Raw genomic sequence first — 16,912 nt, forward strand, 5'->3', positions numbered from 1 at the left:
AGCGCGGCCATGATCCAAATCAGTAACGTGCATCTGATGCTGCGCCGGCTTGCCCCGGTCGCTCAGCCCGAATTCCACTACGCCGGCGCTGCTTGAATTCTACGGAAAAACAAGCGAAAAGTTTTCGGATAGCCTCTAAGCGCTCTTCGCGTGCTCGGCGAAGGATCGCTTCCACTTCCGGCGGATTTTTGCGAGTGGCGTTCCGCGCGCGGATCCGGCGATCGACCTCGAGCACCTCTTCACGATGCTCGCTGAAATACCGCTCGACCGCCTCAATCTCAGCGACCGACAACGACGGCATGATTTCGCGAATCTGGTCGTAGCTGTAATTCAATTGGAAATAGGGAACGATGTCTTGAACGGTGATGCGGCTGGTGGAAAGCTGCGGTCCGCGTCCGCGATTGATGATGTTGATTTCGCGCTGCATCGCTAGGTCGCTCCAGAAAGCCTCGATGACTACCTAATTGTAGGCATGCCGGCGAGCCACTGTCCACCGCAGCGGCAATCCGGTAGAGCGGGAGAGGCGGCGCGCGTCAACTGTCGGAATCCGACAGTTCGCCAATGGTTGGGCGCGTCCATGGCGGTCTACTCTTCCGGATGGGTGGGCGCCGTGCCCACCTGCTGTGCGGCTCACGGACCGAGCGCGGCGGAGACGGCTTCTCTTTGCTCTAACGCCGGTGAGAGATGGCGGCCGGTGATCGATTCGGGATGCCGCGAAACCTCTTCGGGCGTGCCTTGCACGACGACGCGGCCTCCCTCGTCGCCCGCGCCCGGACCCAGGTCGATCAGGTAGTCGGCGGCCTGGATAATCTGCAAGTTGTGCTCGACGACGATCAGCGAATGCCCGACCGCCAACAGCGCCTCGAAACAATCGACAAGCTGCACGATGTCGGAAAAGTGCAGGCCAGTCGAGGGTTCGTCGAGCAGGAACAGCGTCCGCCCTTTGCGCGCGGCCGACATGTGGGCGGCCAGCTTCAAACGTTGCGATTCTCCGCCGCTGAGCGTGTTGGCCGGCTGGCCGAGACGCAGGTAGTCGAGACCCACGTCCATCAGCCGCTTCAAGCGGGCCTGCACTTTCACCTGCCCGCGAAAGAAGGCGAACGCCTCGCGGACCGTCATGTCGAGCACGTCGGCGATGTTCAAGCCACGGTACGTGACCGCCAGAATCTCTTTGCGATAGCGCTGCCCCTGGCACTCGGCGCACTTCATGTAAACGTCGGCCAGAAACTGCATATCGATCTGCAGGTAGCCTTCGCCCTGGCAGGCGTCGCAGCGGCCGCCTTCGACGTTGAAGCTGAAGTGGCTGGGCGTGTAGTTGTGCGTCCGGGCGTCGATCGTTTCGGCAAACACCTGCCGGATTTCGTCGAAGGCCTTGATGTAGGTGACGGGATTCGATCGCGGCGAGCGGCCGATGGGGGACTGGTCGATCATGATGGCGTCGTTGATCTGCCCGTCGCCGAACACGTCGTCGTGGGCCAGCGGCCGCGGGGCGTCTTTGCGCAGCCGGCGGCAGAGAGCCGGGTAGAGCGTGTCTTCGACCAGCGTACTCTTGCCCGATCCGCTTACGCCGGTTACGACGCACAGCACGCCCAGCGGGAACTCGACGGTCACGTTCCGCAGGTTGTTGCCGCGGGCGCCGGCCAGGCGAATCCAACCGTGATTCGCCGGGCGGCGCTGGCTGGGAACGCGAATCAGGCGGCGGCCGGAAAGATAGTCGCCCGTCAAGCTGGCCGGCGAGGCTTCCATCTCGGCGGGCGTGCCTTGAAATACGACTCGCCCGCCACGTTCGCCAGCGGCCGGGCCGATCTCCACCACCTGGTCGGCGGCGCGGATCATCGCCTCTTCGTGCTCGACCACCACCACCGTGTTGCCGCGGTTGCGCAGGCCCTCGATGGCTGAGAGCAAGCGGCGCGTGTCGTGGGCGTGCAGTCCGATCGAGGGTTCGTCGAGCACGTAGAGCATGTTGACCAGGCTGGACCCCAACGCAGAGCTGAGTGCCACGCGCTGCGACTCGCCGCCGCTGAGCGTCCGCAACGTGCGGTCGAGCGTCAGGTAGCCGAGTCCGACGGTTTGCAAGTATCCGAGACGAGCGCGGACCTGGTCGAGCATCATCTTGCCGACTTTCCGCTCCCAGTCGGGCAGGTCGAGCCGCTCGAAAAACTCGGCGGCCTGCGAGATTTTCATGCCGCAGGCTTCGGCGATGTTTAGGCCGCCGATGCGCGTGGCCAAGGCCTCGGGCCGCAGACGGGCGCCGCCGCAAGCCGGGCAAGGGCGGTAGCTTCGCCAGCGGCTGAGATACACGCGGATGTGCATTTTGTACTTTCGCCGCTCGAGCCAAGCAAAAAAGCCTCGCAGTCCGCCGAAGTTGCGTTCGGGCACGCCCTCGTAAATCAGCCGCCGCTGCCGCTCGTCGAGATCGCGGTAAGGGACGTCCGCCGGCAGGTTGAAATCGTCGGCCAGGGCCAGCAGCTCTTCAAGCTCGTGGGCGTAGGCCGGCGTGTTCCAGGGTGCGATCGCTCCCTCGCGGAGCGATTTGCCCGTATCGGGCACGACGAGATCCATGTCGATATCGACGACGTTGCCGAAGCCCTCGCACGTCGGGCAGGCGCCCAGCGGGCTATTGAAGCTATAGAGCCGCGGTTCGGGCGCGGGATACTCCCGGCCGCAGTCGTCGCAAGCCAACCGGCTGCTGAAGCCGATTCGCTGCCAGGTGTGGCCGTCGATGGTCATTTCGCGGCCTCGTAGTCCGCTCGCTCCGCGAGCGGATGTGGGTTCGAGCCGGTGGACGCCATCATTTACCGGAAGATCGTTCTTTTCTCCATGCCGTTCCGCTTGCGGAGCAAGCGGGCTACTTGCAACCAACACGTGGCACTGCCCGTTGCCTTTCTGAAAAGCCGTTTCCAGCGAACCGCGCACCCGCTCGTCTTTGGTCGCGCCGGAGGTCAAGCGATCGACCACCACGTCGACCGTTTGCGGCTGGGGTTCCGTCTCCGAACTCAGTTGCCAGGGCCACTCTTCCGGACGATCGAGATTCAAAAGACGCCCCTCAACGATGGCCCGCACAAAGCCTTCTTCACGCAACGCCGTTGCGAGTTGCTCCGGATCACGGGCAGCCAGCGTCTGGTAAGGAAACGTCACCAGGTAGCGCGTGCCGTCCGACAACTGCTGAAGCTCGCTCGCGACGCTTTGCGGCGTGTCGCGGCGGACTTCGCGGCCACAGTGGCTGCAAAACACATGGCCGATCTTGGCGAACAGCAGCCGCAGATAATCGTTGATCTCGGTGGCGGTGCCAATGGTCGAGCGGCTCGAACGGCTGCCGCCTTTGCTGGCCACGGCGATGGCCGGCGGCAGGCCGTCGATGCGGTCGGCGGCGGGCCGTTCCAGTCGTTGCAAAAACTGCCGCGTGTAGGCCGAAAAGGTTTCGATGTAGCGGCGTTGCCCTTCGGCATAGAGCGTGTCGAAGGCCAGGCTGCTTTTGCCGCTGCCGCTGACGCCGCACAACACAATCAGTCGGCGGTGCGGTAAGTCCAGGTCGATGTGCTTGAGGTTATGGACCTCGACTCCCCGCAACACGATAGCACGATGGACGGCCACTCTCGCTCCTGTTCGATCCGGTCAACAATGCGCCAACGATTCATCCTATGCCGTGCAAGCCAGCCATGTCGAGGATGGGGACGACCAGCGCCATGATGGCGGGGCTAGCCGCTCGTGCTTGGACGTTCGACTATCTGCTATCTGTTTGATGGGTACTGGGGCAGGAACCGCGCAGCCAGCGATTTCTCCTGGGGTGGCCTGATTGTTGCTCGAACTCATCAGCGCGCTGGGCTTTTTGGGCCACCTGCTTGCGTCTCACGTTTTTGCGAGGCATACTAACCTTCGCTATTGGTGTACTTCGTGCTTGGTCGTGACTCATATTGACTGGACAAGTTCACAACGATTCGGGCGTTCGGAAAAACTCTGCTGCCCAAAGCAGTCATCGTAGCCTTCGGCGCGCGCTGACGACAAAGATAATGACGGGCGCGTGCATGTCGTCACAATCGAAACGGCCCACGCGGTCGACATCATCCTGGGCTCGACGTTTCTGGTTTATTTCTCGATCGTGACCGCTTTCCGTGCCTTCCGCAGGCACCACACCTGAGCGCGCCGTCGGCCGCGACAATCGAGCTCGCGATTTGGTCGACCTCGTCGTTCCGCTGTACGCGCGGCCGATTTTATGCTCGAATATAAGAGTCCTGCTCCACCCGGTCCCACCCAAAGTTTCTCCGCCAGGAGCCTTCTCGATGTCGCCTGCCCCACCTGAAACTGCCGCTCGCGGAATCTCGCGACGCGGAGCGATTCAGATCGGCTGCTCCGGCATGCTGGGCCTGGGACTGTCGGGGCTGTTCGCGGCACGCAGCGCGGCGGCCGCCCAAACGTCCGTGGCCGGCCACCGCGTGCGGCGGCCCAAGCAAGTCGTGCTCGTGTTTCTCACCGGCGCGGCCAGCCATCACGACACCTTCGACATGAAGCCCGAAGCGCCGGCCGAAGTGCGGGGAGAGTTTCAGCCGATCGCCACCTCCGTGCCCGGCATTCAGATTTGCGAGCAGCTTCCGCAGCTCGCTGCACGGGCACACCAGTATGCCCTGGTGCGATCGATGACGCACGGCGACAACAACCACTTGATGTCGACGCATCACGTGCTGACCGGTCACGTGCAGCCGGGGGCGTTCTTCGACAAGGTGGCCTCGCGCGACGATTGGCCCTGCTACGCCGCGGCCTGCGATCTGTTTCGGCCGCGGAACGACGGCATACCCACCGCCGTCAACCTGCCCACGTTTCTCACCAGCGGGGTGCTGACCTGGCCCGGGCAGCACGCCGGCTTCCTTGGTTCGCGCCACGACCCTTGGCAGATCGTCGGCGATCCGAACAAGCCCGACTTTCGCGTCGGCAGCTTGCAGCTTGCCGAGGGAATGGAGATGCCGCGGTTCGCAAACCGCCAGACCTTGCTCGACGAGTTGAACCGCCAGCAGCGCGGCTTGTGCGAGACGGCGGAGTGCCGGCGGCTGACCGACGAGCAGCAGCTCGCCGTCTCGGTGCTGACTTCGAACAAGCTGACGCAGGCCTTCGATCTCAACCTGGAATCGAAGGACGTTCGCGACCGCTATGGACGGCATACCTACGGCCAGTCGCTGTTGTTGGCCCGGCGGCTGGTGCAGGTGGGCGTGCCGCTGGTGCAGGTCAACATGGGGGCGGTGCAGTCGTGGGACCATCACACGAACATTTTTCCGACGCTCAAGCGAATGCTGCCGCCGCTCGACCAGGGCGTGGCCGCGCTCATCGACGATCTGACATCGCTGGGACTGCTGGATGAAACGCTGGTCTTGATGCTCGGCGAGTTCGGCCGCACGCCGAAGATCAACGGCGTGGGCGGAAAGGCGCCCGGCCGCGACCATTGGGGGCCGTGCTTCTCGGCGCTGTTCGCGGGAGCGGGCATGCACGGCGGCCAGGTGCTGGGCAGGTCCGACAAGATCGGCGCCTATCCCGTTTCATCGCCTTTCGCGCCCGACGACCTTGGCGCCACGGTGCTGCACCTGTTGGGCGTCGATCCGGCGGCCGAGATTCACGATCGCGTGGGCCGGCCACTGCAGTTGAACCGCGGCACCGTGATGCAAGGGCTGTTCAGCGGGGCATAGGGTCGTCGTGCTTGCCGCCAGCTTTAGCGGGTGGTTGGGCTAAAGGCTTTTCAGGTATTCGATCAGGTCGGCGCGCTCGTCGTCGCTCAGCTCGCCTTGGCCGGTAACTTGATCGGGATTGTGCGGGCCGGACAGCAGATCGTCGAGACTCTTGGCGCGGCCGTCGTGCAATAGCCGGATGCGGTGATAGAGCCCGACGAGCGAGGGCGTGTTGAAGCCTTGGTATTCATCGCGCGGGCTGCCCAGCCCCACGTCGTGGATTTCGCCGTCGGTGAAACAATCGCCCCGATGGCAACTCGCGCAGCCGGCCTTGGCGCTCTGAAAAAGCTGCTCGCCGCGTCGCGCGGCTTCGCTCGGCGCGCCGCCTGCGCGGTTCGGATTCGGCGGCGCATCGAGCGACGAAAGATACGCCACCAGTGCGGCGACATCGTCGCCGTTGGGCGGCGGCCCCAGCATCGTTTCGGTCAGGCTCTTGCGCATCGCGGCGCCCAAATCGCGCTGCCAGCCGTGCCAGGTCCAGGGCGCGGTCTTGGCCACGTTATAAAGCGGCAACACCGTTTTGAACGTGCGAATCGTGCCGTCGTTGAGTGTGTCCATCACGGTGGCGTTCGTCCCGCCCTCGTAGTGGCAACTGTGACAACTATACCACTGGTCGAGACTCCGCCGGCCGTCATAAAAAATGGCCTCGCCGCGGCGGACGAGCGATGCGGCCTCCGGCCCGCCCAGCGAGATCGTCTGCACCAATTCGCGCCGCTCGAGATCGACCACCTGCACGGCGTTGTCCAGGTAGTTGGCCACGAAAACACGACGGTCGTCCTTGGCGACGCGCAGGCCCATCGGCCGGCCGCCCAGCGGAACGCGACCGTAGCGGCGTTCGTCGTGGGCCAACGCCGGGTCGATGTGGTCGCCCGGTCCGCCGTAGTCTTGCAGCACCAGCCCAGGCAGGCGATAGACGAGCAACTCGTGCGTGCCTGAGGCCGACGCCACCAGCCACTGTTCGTCGCTCGTGAGACCGATGCCGTGCGGGTCGGCCACCGCCTTGCCGCGCTCATCGAGCGTCATCGCCTGGCGCCGCGCGGGGCCGTCGAGTCGGACGCGGGCGATCCGGCTCCCCAGCACCCAGCCCGCCTGAATGTTTCGGGCGTCGATCGGGTTCTGCCGGTAGATCATCCAAGGAAAGTAAACGTAGTTGCCGTCGCGCGACGCCGCCATGTGGCCGATGTTCAAGCCTTGCAGCCGCTCGTCGTAAAGCATCCGCCGCGCGGCCGTATCGACCACCGAGATGCTCTGATCGCCGCTCGTGCCCACGGCCAGACGGCTGCCGTCGGGCGACAACGCCAGATAGCGGGGCCAGCGACCCACGGCAATGCGATCGAGCGGTTGCTTCTTTTCCAGATCGACTACGGCCACCGCCGCGGCCGCTTCCAAGGCCACGTAGGCCGTGCGACCGTCGGGAGACAGCGCCACGCCCACGGGATGGAAGCCGATGTCAATCGAACCGGCTGCCGTCAGCCGCCCATCGTCGAGATCGAACAAATCGAGCGTGCCCGACCAGGTGGCGGTCACCACCACGCGCCGGCCATCGGACGAAATCGCCAACGACGACGGGCGGCGACCGCAGGGCAGTTCGGCCGCGGTTTTTCCGGCGGCGACGTCGACCAACGACACGCTGTCCGCCGTCTGGTTGACGGTAATCAGCCAGCGTTCATCGGGCGACAGCGCGAGATCGACCGGCGAGCGGTCCGGCCCGTCGGCGAACGCGGGCACGGCGATGGCGAGATAGCACGTCGCGTGCGCGAAGAAGGCTGCGCCAAGGAGGCGCCCAACGGATCGTAGCGGCCTGTTCCGCGCTGGTGTACGAGGCATCATGCGGTCCATGGTAGCCGCTATCGCCGCGTTGCGGCAAGCGGGTTGTGGGCGGCAACGTTGGCATCGGCCCTGTAGGGAACGGACTCTGTGCCGTTCCGCCGGATGCCGATTGACGGTCGTTCGGTGCGCGCGGAACGGCACGGAGTCCGTTCCCTACAGCGGAGCGACCTGCCGGACAAAGCTGCCTAGGAGCAATCTGCCGGGGGTGATAGAGTACGCCCTGGTTATTCTGTGCGGGAGGGCTTGATGCCCAGCATTTCGTCATGTCCAGAATGCCATCGGGATCTGACCATCCCCGATCTGGCCGACCGACAGCAGCCGCTGCGCTGTCCGCTGTGCGATGCGCAGTTTTCCGCCGATCGCGTGCTGGCCGACAGCGTGAACTTTCCGCCCGCGGCGATCGTAGTGGGCGACCGTAGCCCGCTTGCACCGCAAGCGGAAGGGCGTCGGGAGCCGGGTGATTCTCCAGTGGGAGAATCCAGCGGGCTGGAAAGCACATCCGCTCACGGCGTGAGCGGGCTAGGTGCTCCGCAAGCGGAGCGGGGCGGCGAGCTAGGCGATTCTCCGGAGCCGCAAGCGGAAGGGCCTGGCGAGCCGGGTGATTTTCCAGTGGGAGAACCAAGCGAGTTGGAAAGCACCTCCGCTCACGGAGTGAGCGGGCTACCCAACGACTACGAAGCCTTCGGCCAACAAGCGGCCAGCATGCGCGTCGCGCCCAAGGTGCGACGGAAGTCAAGTCCGCTCGGCGTGCTCGGCCAACTCGTGGGTATGGCATTGGGTGGCGTCGTCGGACTGGCGATCGGCTACTATGTGCTGGTCTGGATGGGTGGGCCGCGGGCCGACTTTCTCGAGCTGCGCGGCAAGCTGCCCCACTGGTTGCGGCCGCCCGTTCGACGACACAACGATGCCGGCGACTCGCTCCCCTTGACGCATCAACCTCCTCAGGCGGTCGAGCCACCGGCGCCGCGGGAGCGCCGACCCGGCAACGACGACCCCATCGACGACGCGCCGCCGGTCACTCCGTCCAGCGGCGACCTCGTCGGGCTGGCAACCGCCGAGCAGGGGCCCTACGCGACGCGCCATGAATCGTCGCGCGCCGGGCCTTCGCCGCCCAGTCATGATGAACCGATCGAACGCTTGCCGCCGACCGCCAAGCCGCTGCCCGACGATTATCGCGGACCGCGCGGCTTTCGGCTGCGGTCTGTGGCCGAACTGCAAACGGCGTTGGACCGGGCCGAGCACGCCCTGCGATGTCCCCATTGTCTGCAGCCCGGTGCCGTGCAGTTGGCGGCGTTCACGGCCGTCGATGATGCCGGCGGCCAGCCACCGGAAGCGGAGCGTCCGCCACCGCTCCACTGCGATTACTGTCGCGGCAAGCCGGTGCTGAACCTCACCACCGGCACTTACGAGCGCCTTTGCGACCTGGCCGAGATGGTGACGTTCGCCCGCTTCGACGGCGACGATGCCAGCCGCGAGCGCTGCCGCGATGCGGCCGTGACGTTGTTGCTGGCGATCGGAAGCCAGCGAGACAAGAGCGACGTGGTGGGGCGGCTGAGCGGTGCCCGGCTCGACGACAGCCAGCGGCAGTCGAACGGGATCTTGCTGTCGGGCACCGTACAACAGACGAAAGCCGAAGGCGATTTGTTCGAGATTCAGTTGATGCTGGCCGGCTGCGGCAAGGTGGTGACCGTCGTCAGCCGGCAATCGCCCGATCCGCCCCTGGCGCGGCGCGACCGGTTGCTGGTGTTGGGGAGCATCGTCGATGGCCCGCGCGACAATCTGGCCGGCTATGTGGGCGAGCTGCCGCAAGTCGTGTGGGGCGGCCTGCCGCTGCGGCTGGCCGCGCCGCCGCGTTGAAGCCAGGCCATTTGCGGACCGCGGCTCTTCCGGGCAAAATAACGCCGTTGCTTCCAACCTCTGCACGCGGAGCCCTCCATGCCGACTCGATACATCGTCATCGCCTTGCTATCGCTGATCTCGCTCTCGCATCGCCCGTCGGTTGCCCACGACTGGCCGACGTTTCGGGGGCCGGCGCTCACCGGCATCTCCGACGAAACGGGCGTGCCGCTGAACTGGTCGGCCGACAAAAACATCCGCTGGAAAGTGCCGCTCGCCGGTCCGGGCAACTCCAGCCCCGTTGTTTCGCGCGACCGCGTTTTCGTTACCTGTGCCAGCGACCAGGGCAAGCATCGCGGGCTGTACTGCTTCGACCGCCGCGACGGCCGGCTCCTGTGGCGGCGCGTCGCCGACTATGACGAAGCCGACCCGACGCACGCCACCAATCCCTATTGCGGCTCGTCGCCCGCCGCGGACGGCCAGCGCGTGGTCGTCTGGCACGGCTCGGCCGGCCTGCACTGCTACGATTACGACGGCCAGCCGCTTTGGTCGCGCGATCTGGGCACATTTCGGCATATCTGGGGCTACGGCTCATCTCCCATCTTCTATGGCGATTCGATCTTGCTCAACTGCGGTCCCGGCGAGCGGACATTTGTGACCGCCATCGACCGCAACACCGGCAAGACGCTGTGGCAGGTTGATGAGCCCGGCGGCGATGAAGGCCAGGAGAAGCCGGGCGAAAAGCCGAAATGGATTGGCTCGTGGAGTACGCCCCTCGTCGCCAAGGTCGGCGGCCGCGACGAGGTGCTCGTCAGCCTGCCGCACCACGTGCAGGCGTATGATCCGGCCGACGGAAAGATTCTCTGGAGTTGCGACGGGCTGGGCGACCTGGTCTATACGTCGGTGCTGGCGAGCGACGGCATCGGCGTGGCGATGGGCGGCTTCCACGGCCCGGCCATCGGCTTCAAGCTGGGCGGTTCCGGCGATGTCACCGAAAGCAATCGCCTCTGGCACGTGACGGCCAAGAATCCGCAGCGCATCGGTTCGGGCGTGATCGTCGCCGCGCACATTTATATGGTCAACGAGCCGGGGCTGGTGCAATGCCTCGATTTGAAGACCGGCAAAGAGATTTGGAAGGACCGTTTGGGGGGCGAAAAGGTCTGGGCGTCGATCGTGGCCGCCGAAGGCCGGCTCTACGTCACCGACGAAGGCGGCACGACCTACGTGTTCGCCCCCAATCCCGAACGCCTGGAGTTGTTGGCCAAGAACGTGGTGGGCGAAGGAAGCAACTCGACCTTGGCCCTTTCCGACGGGCAGGTTTTCCTGCGGACCTTCGAGCATCTGATCTGTATTGAGGACGAATTCAAGTGAACACTGAACGCCCCTGGTAACCTCGGCGGAGTCGTGACGTGGCGGCGCCGCGTCAAGGACGCATTGTTTGGGCGGTCATGCGCGACCGTCAAGGCGGGAACGAAAAGTGTCGGCCTGGCGTCATTGTCAGTGGCGACGATGAGATCGAGGCCAATCGGTCGTTCTTTGTCGTGGCGATCGGCACCTCGTTCGTTGAACCGCCGTCGGAATATGACGTTCCGCTTCCCTCGAACACGAGCGGGACAGCACGGACGAAGCTGAGAAAAAAGGCCGTCGCCGTCTGCAAATGGCTGGTTGAGGTAACTCCCGGCGATGTCGAAGACTATGGCGGCGTTGTGCCGACGCAGGTAATGAACAAGATCCTCGAGATCGTTGCGCGGTTGCCCGAGTAATTGACTTGGCGGCCGCTCTTGATCCGCGGTTGTGATTGCGGCTATGCTCCGTGGCTTGCGGATTTTGCCACGGCACACCAAGGAGGGTCGGCGCCGATGCGTCATGCCACGGTTTCGGTCGACGATGCGGAGACATCGCGGGCGCCAGCGGCACCCTCGCGGCCGTTGTTTGCCTGGTGCCGCGATCGCGCGCCGCTGGTGGCTGCCATGGCGTTTTTCCTGGCCATGTTCTGGCCCTTCATGCGCAAAGGGGAACAAGGCGAATGGCGCCGCTGCTTTCTGCGCGCCGCCGGACGGCTGCAAGCGCGGGAAATCCTGCATTGGCCGGACGAGGTGAACACCTACGCTTATCCGCCTGCTATGGCCATGCTGGCAGTGCCGTTGGCCAAGCTGCCGTTTCGCTGGTCGCTGGCCGGCTGGTACGTGGTCAACGTGGCCGCGATGATGGCCGCCATCACCTGCGCCTGGCGATTGACCGGAGGGCCGTCGTTTACCGGTTTGAGGCGCCCGTGGAGTCTCGTCTTTTGGCTGGGTCTGCTGCTGGCCAGCCGGTTTCTGACTGCGCCCTTGGAAAACCAGCAGTTCGACGTGGTGATTGCGGCTTGCCTGCTGGCGGGCTGCCTGGCGTTGGCGCGCGGCAACGACAACCTCGCCGCGTTGTGGCTGGGCGTCGGGGCCGCCATGAAATGTACGCCCTTCTTGTTTGTCCCGTATCTCGTGTGGCGCGGCAAGGTGAGAGCGGCGGCGCTGATGGTGCTCGCGGCCGTGACGATCAATTGCTTGCCCGACCTGATCTGGCCGCGGCCCAACGGAGGGTCGTATCTGGGTGATTGGATCGGCGTGTTCTTGCTCAAGGCCGGCCGCTCGGCCCCCGGAGTCTGGGACAGCGACTTGATCCTGAACCAGTCGCTCGCCGGGCTGATCAATCGGCTGGTGCAGTCGGGCCTTCCGCTCAGCCTGTCGCAGCTTCCCTCGGCGCTGACCGAACTGTCGCCCGGCACAACGCTCTTGATTCGCGCCCTGGTTTACGGTCTCAGCGCGGCGTTGCTGGCGGTCACGTTCTGTGCCTTCGGACGGCCCGGAAAGGGCGCACTCTGTAGGGAACGGACTCCGTGCCGTTCCGCGCGCGCCGAACCATGGTCAATCGGCATCCGGCGGAACGGCACGGAGTCCGTGCGGAACGGCACGGAGTCCGTTCCCTACAGAGTCTTGCCCGCGCAGGGCATCGAGGCCGCCGCGTTGTTCTGCCTGATGCTGTTGTTGAGCCCGATGTCGAGCAAGGCGCACTACGTGGTGCTGGTGTTGCCGTGTTTTCTCGTGGCCCGCGCCGTGGTCGAGGGCCGGCTCAGCGGCAGGGCTTGGCTGCCGCCGCTGCTGCTCTTGGGTCCGCTCACCGCGAAAGGCGTCACCGGCAAGCCGCTGGGCGATTTGCTGCTCGCCTGGGGACTGCCCACCTGGTTCGTTTTGCTGCTGCTGGCAGCCGTATGGAGATTGTCTCTAGACGGGTGCTTTACAGCTTCGGTCGTTCGCTGCATACTACGTCCTTGCGCGTGGCTTCGGGCAGCTCACGACCCAAGGAGCGGACAAGGATGGCGCAGCTTTCGATGAACGAAATGACGACCTATCGCTGGTCGTTCGAAAAGGATGTTTCTCATTACGCGGCGGCGGGAATTCAGGCCATCGGCGTCTGGCGCCCCAAGATCGTCGACTTCGGCGAAGCCAAGGGAATCGATCTCCTGGCCGAGAGCGGACTGGAAGTATCGAACCTGCTGTGGGCCGGCGGGTTCACGGGCAGCGACGGCCGAAGCTCGCGCGACAGCATCGACGACGGGCACGACGCCATCCGGCTGGCCGCCGACTTGAACGCGCAGTGCCTGGTGGTCTACAGCGGCGGTCGCGCCGGCCACACGCACAACCATGCGCGTCGTCTGGTCAAAGACGCCTTGAGAGAACTTTTGCCCGCCGCGGCCGAGCAACAGGTCACGCTGGCCATCAAGCCGATGCACCGCGGGTGCGCGGCGGAATGCACGTTTTTGACGAGCATCGACGACACTCTGGAGTTGGTCGACGGCTTCGGCAGCCCCTGGCTGAAACTCGCCTTCGACACCTATCACTTCGGCCTGCAGGACGGCATTGTCGAGCGGCTGGCCACGCTGGCGGAGCGGATTGCCATCGTGCATCTGGGCGACGGCAAATCGCCGCCGCAATCGGAGCAGAACCGATCGCGACTCGGCGAGGGCAACATCCCGCTGAAAGAGATTCTCGCGTCGCTTTCGTCCGCCGGCTACGACGGCTATTACGACGTGGAGTTGTTGGGCGAAGAGATCGAGGCATCGGACTATCGCGATCTGCTGGAGCAATCAAAGCACGCCTTCGGGCAGTTGGTGGGCTGTTCGGCGCAGGGAAGCGTGGCGCGGTGAGAGGGTTCAGGGTTCGGAGCAGGCGGTGGCTGCGGCAGAGCTTGGCCACTACCGGCGCGACCTTCAGGATACGCGATGCGGCCAAGCGATGCCCCCGTTTGACGCGCCGGGGCATCGCTTGGCCGCATCGCGTGTCCTAAAAATCGAGGGCGATCCGGCGCCATTGCGCCTGACTTGCCCGTGCCTGCTCGACGATCGCCAGGGCGCGATAGGCGTCGTCAAGGCCGGCGGAATTGCGGACCAAGCTCGTCACCGAGCGGTGAAACTGGCTGAGCAACTGTTCGCCCAGCGGGCGTTCGCTGTCGAGCGCTTCTTGATGGCGGCCCGCCTCGTCGAACCAGACCAGCGTAGTGGGCAGGTCGATGAAGGCGATGCCTCGCTCGCACGCCACCTGCAGCGCCGCCGGCGGTCGATAGGCCGTGGCTTCCTGCCACATGGCCGGCATGTAGCGACCGCAACTGATCTGTGCCGTGGGACCCGTGCCGGGCGGCCCGCTTCCAGAAAAATCGAGGTTCATCATCTGATAGTCGTCGGTCCCGTCCGGTCCGGCGTGCTGGAGGCCAAGCACCGAAGACGGTTTGTGTCCCACGACGTAGCAACACCAGTCGACGAGCTCCATCAAGTCGCCCGTGGGCGAGATGCGCGTGCGGACCCGGGGCGTGAGCGCCGGCAGCTCCTCGGCCGGGCGACGCATGTGGCAAAAGAGCAGCCGCGGTGGCCCCAGCCGCGTGGCGATCAACTCCTTCAAACGCAACGTGGCGGGCGACTGCCGCCGCGGGAACTCCGACATGAAGGCCACGCCCGCCTGTTCGACGCGCTGTTTGACGCGGCGGGCTTCTTCCAGCTCAATTTCGAGCGTGGTTGCGCAATAGACGGCCTTGCCCGCATCGCAGGCCGCCAGAATCGGCAGATAGCCGTACCACTGTGGAGCGAGCATGAGAATGGCGTCGACGTCGGGGCGGTAGGCCAGGGCGCGAAATCCGTCGATGGCCTGAGCGCCGAAGTCGCGCGCGGCTTGCTCGGCACGCACGGCAATCTGGTCGCAAACGGCCGTCACTTCGAACCGGTCGGCCAACGCGCGCAGCGCAGGGCGATGCCGCACTTCCCACGATTGACCGAGACCGACAAGTCCGACGCGGAGCTTCATGATGCGAACTTGCCGGCCGGCAAGTGCGGTAAAGCCGCGCCGCTCTGGCAGAAACGCTTCTTGCCCGACGATCCGGCGCGCAAAGTCCCGATTATAGCGTGTCGCCGCAAGAATGCTCGCTGCCGCGAAAATTTTGAAGTCGTTATGGTGCCGTCACTTGCGCTTTTCACGGAAAAGTTTCTCCATTTTATCGTTGCGTATCCAAGTTCCCTCGGTAAACTAGCGCTTTCCAATCAAGAGGAACTACGGATGATGAGCGTCACGTTATCGGCGGTTTTACAGGTATCGTTACTCGCCACGGGTGCCAACGAGTACGCCGCAGCCCACCGCGTACACCAAGACACCGGCCGCCCGATGGTCTTGCTCGTAGGAGCCGAATGGTGCCCGGCCTGCGCCCAGATGAAGAACAGCGTGCTGCCGCGCGTGGCCCGTCGCGGCCTGCTGCGGAAGGTGGCTTTCGCCCACGTGAATACCGACCGCGACAGCCGGGTCGCCCGGTCGGTGATGCAGGGCGGCACGATTCCGCAGTTGATCATGTATCGCAAGACCAACAATGGCTGGCGGAAGCACATGCTGGTGGGCGTGCAATCGCCGGAAGCCATCGAGACTTTCATCAATAGCGGCCTGGAACTCGACAAAGCCGAAGGGGTGCAGGCCAGCAACGTGAGCTACGGCTCGCGGCAATGACGCTGGGTCGATGGCCGTCTCGATCGTCATTCCCACGTTGAACGAAGCAGACCTCATTACGCGTGCGGTGGCCAGCGCCCTGGCCACCGCACCGCATGAGGTGATCGTGGCGGATGGCGGCAGCAGCGACGACACCGCCTGCCTCGCCGAAGCGGCCGGGGCCAAGGTGGTTTGTTCGCCGCGCGGTCGGGCAACCCAACAGAACGCCGGCGCTCGCCTGGCGCGTGGCGACGTTCTGCTCTTCTTGCACGCCGATGCTCACTTGGCTGCGGATGGCGTGCGACAGATCGAGCGGGCTCTGAGCGGACCGCGGTACAGTTGTGGCTCGTTCCAGCAGGTGATTGAAGCCGAGGGATGGCTCTATCGCCTGCTTGAACGAGGCAACGCTTGGCGCGCGGCGCGACGCGGCCTGCCGTACGGCGATCAGGGCATTTTCGTGCGCCGCGCGCTGTTCGACGAGCTGGGTGGCTTCCCCGACTTGAAGTTGATGGAAGACGTCTTTCTCATGCGGCGGCTTCGCCGGCGGAGCTGGCCGCTGCTCCTGGCCGGCCCGTTGTATGTGAACGCGCGGCGCTGGCAGCGTCACGGGGTGGTGGCGCAAACGGCGCGCAACTGGGCGCTGCTGGCCGCCGCTCGGCTGGGAGTTCATCCGAATCGCCTGGCCAGGTTCTATTACGCGCACGCTACTTCCCCGATCGGGCGTGGTACAGGCGAAGCAACTGGCGGCGCATCTGATCGGCGGGCAAATTGAGCAACTGGGCGCGCTGGGCCGGATCGAGGTCGCGCTCAAAAAACCGCTTCAGCTCCTCTTCGTCCACCTTGGGCAAAGCAAGTTGCCCACGCCCCACGGCTTGGGGTGAAAGCGTTTGCAAAAACCAGCTTTGCAGCAAAAGCCGGCGCTGGTCGGGCGTCTGTGCCTGGTCGAGTTGCTGCTGTCCGCGGGGCGAAAGCCGCTCTCGCAGCTCGTTTCGCGCCGAACGGTCGCCGAACGTGCCCGCGAACACAAGCGGTCTGCTGCGCCGCAGCTCGTTGACGCCGCGGGCCAGCAGCTCGCGGCGGCGGCCTTCGGGCGCCGCCTCGAATTGCCGCTTCAGCCCCGGCTTGTCATCCAGCCAGCTCGTCAGTCGCCGCTCGATCCAAGCCACAAAAGCCTGCCCGTCTTCGGGAGTCAGCCGCCTGGCTTCTTCTTGGCGCAGCCGTTTGATGCGCACCAAGCGGGCCGTCGCGTCGAGCGCCATCAACTCCGCCCGTTCGACGCCGGAAAGCTGCTTCAGCCATTGGTCGTATGCCGCCACGGTGGTTTCCAGCGTCCGACGGCGTTCGTCGGCCTTGATGGCCGATTCCAGCTCCACGAGCCGCTTCTGCTCGTCGGTCGGCAGGTGGATAAACCGTTCATACTTCCGCTGCAGATCCTCTTTTAGCTCGGCACTGAGCGACGCAAGTTGCTGGCGGCGATCGGCGAGCGCCTCGGCCGGGGTAAACGACGCCGGCGGCGAGTCGGCAAACAGATCGTTCTGC

13 protein-coding genes are annotated in these 16,912 nt (G+C 65.0%); 8 read left to right on the forward strand and 5 right to left on the reverse strand.

The features are described from left to right. Positions 1 to 19 precede the first annotated feature (19 nt). Together VNH11_35900 and uvrA are read right to left on the reverse strand one after the other, a co-directional pair. Entirely contained in the window at positions 20 to 427 is a 408-nt protein-coding gene (locus VNH11_35900; GenBank protein ID HVA51781.1) for a DUF433 domain-containing protein, read from the reverse strand. A 203-nt stretch (positions 428 to 630) separates the two neighbouring features. Beyond that, the gene (uvrA, locus tag VNH11_35905; GenBank protein ID HVA51782.1) at positions 631 to 3,594 is read right to left on the reverse strand and encodes an excinuclease ABC subunit UvrA; all 2,964 of its coding nucleotides are present in this window, start codon (positions 3,592 to 3,594) and stop codon (positions 631 to 633) included. 686 nt (positions 3,595 to 4,280) lie between these two features. Here uvrA and VNH11_35910 point away from each other — a divergent pair. Then, complete coding sequence (locus VNH11_35910) at positions 4,281 to 5,672, forward strand: DUF1501 domain-containing protein (protein HVA51783.1); 1,392 nt, start codon at positions 4,281 to 4,283, stop codon at positions 5,670 to 5,672. Between the two features lie 39 nt (positions 5,673 to 5,711). Here VNH11_35910 and VNH11_35915 read toward each other — a convergent pair whose 3' ends face one another. Next, complete coding sequence (locus VNH11_35915) at positions 5,712 to 7,439, reverse strand: cytochrome c peroxidase (protein ID HVA51784.1); 1,728 nt, start codon at positions 7,437 to 7,439, stop codon at positions 5,712 to 5,714. A 348-nt stretch (positions 7,440 to 7,787) separates the two neighbouring features. Between VNH11_35915 and VNH11_35920 the strand changes: the two genes are divergently transcribed. The 5 genes from VNH11_35920 (at position 7,788) to VNH11_35940 (ending at position 13,560) form a co-directional block, all read left to right on the forward strand. Next, entirely contained in the window at positions 7,788 to 9,398 is a 1,611-nt protein-coding gene (locus tag VNH11_35920; GenBank protein ID HVA51785.1) for a hypothetical protein, read from the forward strand. A 78-nt stretch (positions 9,399 to 9,476) separates the two neighbouring features. Further along, positions 9,477 to 10,748 (forward strand): PQQ-binding-like beta-propeller repeat protein, encoded by a 1,272-nt coding sequence (locus tag VNH11_35925; protein HVA51786.1) that lies wholly within the window; start codon positions 9,477 to 9,479, stop codon positions 10,746 to 10,748. A gap of 38 nt (positions 10,749 to 10,786) precedes the next feature. After that, positions 10,787 to 11,140, forward strand: coding sequence for a type II toxin-antitoxin system PemK/MazF family toxin (locus VNH11_35930; protein ID HVA51787.1), 354 nt, complete (start codon positions 10,787 to 10,789; stop codon positions 11,138 to 11,140). Positions 11,141 to 11,236: 96 nt separating this feature from the next. Then, positions 11,237 to 12,748 carry a glycosyltransferase family 87 protein gene (locus tag VNH11_35935; protein HVA51788.1) on the forward strand — a complete coding sequence of 504 codons (1,512 nt, stop codon included), beginning with the start codon at positions 11,237 to 11,239 and terminating at the stop codon, positions 12,746 to 12,748. Further along, positions 12,730 to 13,560: a sugar phosphate isomerase/epimerase family protein gene (locus tag VNH11_35940; protein ID HVA51789.1), complete on the forward strand. Its 831-nt coding sequence runs from the start codon at positions 12,730 to 12,732 to the stop codon at positions 13,558 to 13,560. The genes VNH11_35935 and VNH11_35940 overlap by 19 nt, the downstream gene beginning before the upstream one ends. Before the next feature lie 136 nt (positions 13,561 to 13,696). Here VNH11_35940 and VNH11_35945 read toward each other — a convergent pair whose 3' ends face one another. Beyond that, positions 13,697 to 14,707, reverse strand: a complete 1,011-nt coding sequence (locus tag VNH11_35945) for a Gfo/Idh/MocA family oxidoreductase (GenBank protein ID HVA51790.1) — start codon at positions 14,705 to 14,707, stop codon at positions 13,697 to 13,699. Positions 14,708 to 14,956: 249 nt separating this feature from the next. Between VNH11_35945 and VNH11_35950 the strand changes: the two genes are divergently transcribed. Both VNH11_35950 and VNH11_35955 read left to right on the forward strand, forming a co-directional pair. Continuing rightward, positions 14,957 to 15,394, forward strand: a complete 438-nt coding sequence (locus tag VNH11_35950; GenBank protein ID HVA51791.1) for a thioredoxin family protein — start codon at positions 14,957 to 14,959, stop codon at positions 15,392 to 15,394. Positions 15,395 to 15,404: 10 nt separating this feature from the next. Then, positions 15,405 to 16,145, forward strand: a complete 741-nt coding sequence (locus tag VNH11_35955; GenBank protein ID HVA51792.1) for a TIGR04283 family arsenosugar biosynthesis glycosyltransferase — start codon at positions 15,405 to 15,407, stop codon at positions 16,143 to 16,145. Here VNH11_35955 and VNH11_35960 read toward each other — a convergent pair. Further along, the coding region (locus VNH11_35960) for a hypothetical protein (protein ID HVA51793.1) at positions 16,078 to 16,912 on the reverse strand (835 nt) is incomplete at its 5' end. The two genes, VNH11_35955 and VNH11_35960, sit on opposite strands and share 68 nt — an antisense overlap.

The sequence above is a fragment of the Pirellulales bacterium genome (assembly GCA_035533075.1).
Taxonomy (GTDB): domain Bacteria; phylum Planctomycetota; class Planctomycetia; order Pirellulales; family JAICIG01; genus DASSFG01.

What these genes read in the sequence shown, in the direction of transcription:
- VNH11_35925 (HVA51786.1), top strand. Translation starts at nt 9,477, where the DNA reads ATGCCGACTCGATACATCGTCATCGCCTTGCTATCGCTGATCTCGCTC.
- VNH11_35900 (HVA51781.1), bottom strand. Translation starts at nt 427, where the DNA reads ATGCAGCGCGAAATCAACATCATCAATCGCGGACGCGGACCGCAGCTT.
- VNH11_35920 (HVA51785.1), top strand. Translation starts at nt 7,788, where the DNA reads ATGCCCAGCATTTCGTCATGTCCAGAATGCCATCGGGATCTGACCATC.
- VNH11_35950 (HVA51791.1), top strand. Translation starts at nt 14,957, where the DNA reads ATGATGAGCGTCACGTTATCGGCGGTTTTACAGGTATCGTTACTCGCC.
- VNH11_35945 (HVA51790.1), bottom strand. Translation starts at nt 14,707, where the DNA reads ATGAAGCTCCGCGTCGGACTTGTCGGTCTCGGTCAATCGTGGGAAGTG.
- VNH11_35940 (HVA51789.1), top strand. Translation starts at nt 12,730, where the DNA reads ATGGCGCAGCTTTCGATGAACGAAATGACGACCTATCGCTGGTCGTTC.
- VNH11_35935 (HVA51788.1), top strand. Translation starts at nt 11,237, where the DNA reads ATGCGTCATGCCACGGTTTCGGTCGACGATGCGGAGACATCGCGGGCG.
- VNH11_35955 (HVA51792.1), top strand. Translation starts at nt 15,405, where the DNA reads ATGGCCGTCTCGATCGTCATTCCCACGTTGAACGAAGCAGACCTCATT.
- VNH11_35910 (HVA51783.1), top strand. Translation starts at nt 4,281, where the DNA reads ATGTCGCCTGCCCCACCTGAAACTGCCGCTCGCGGAATCTCGCGACGC.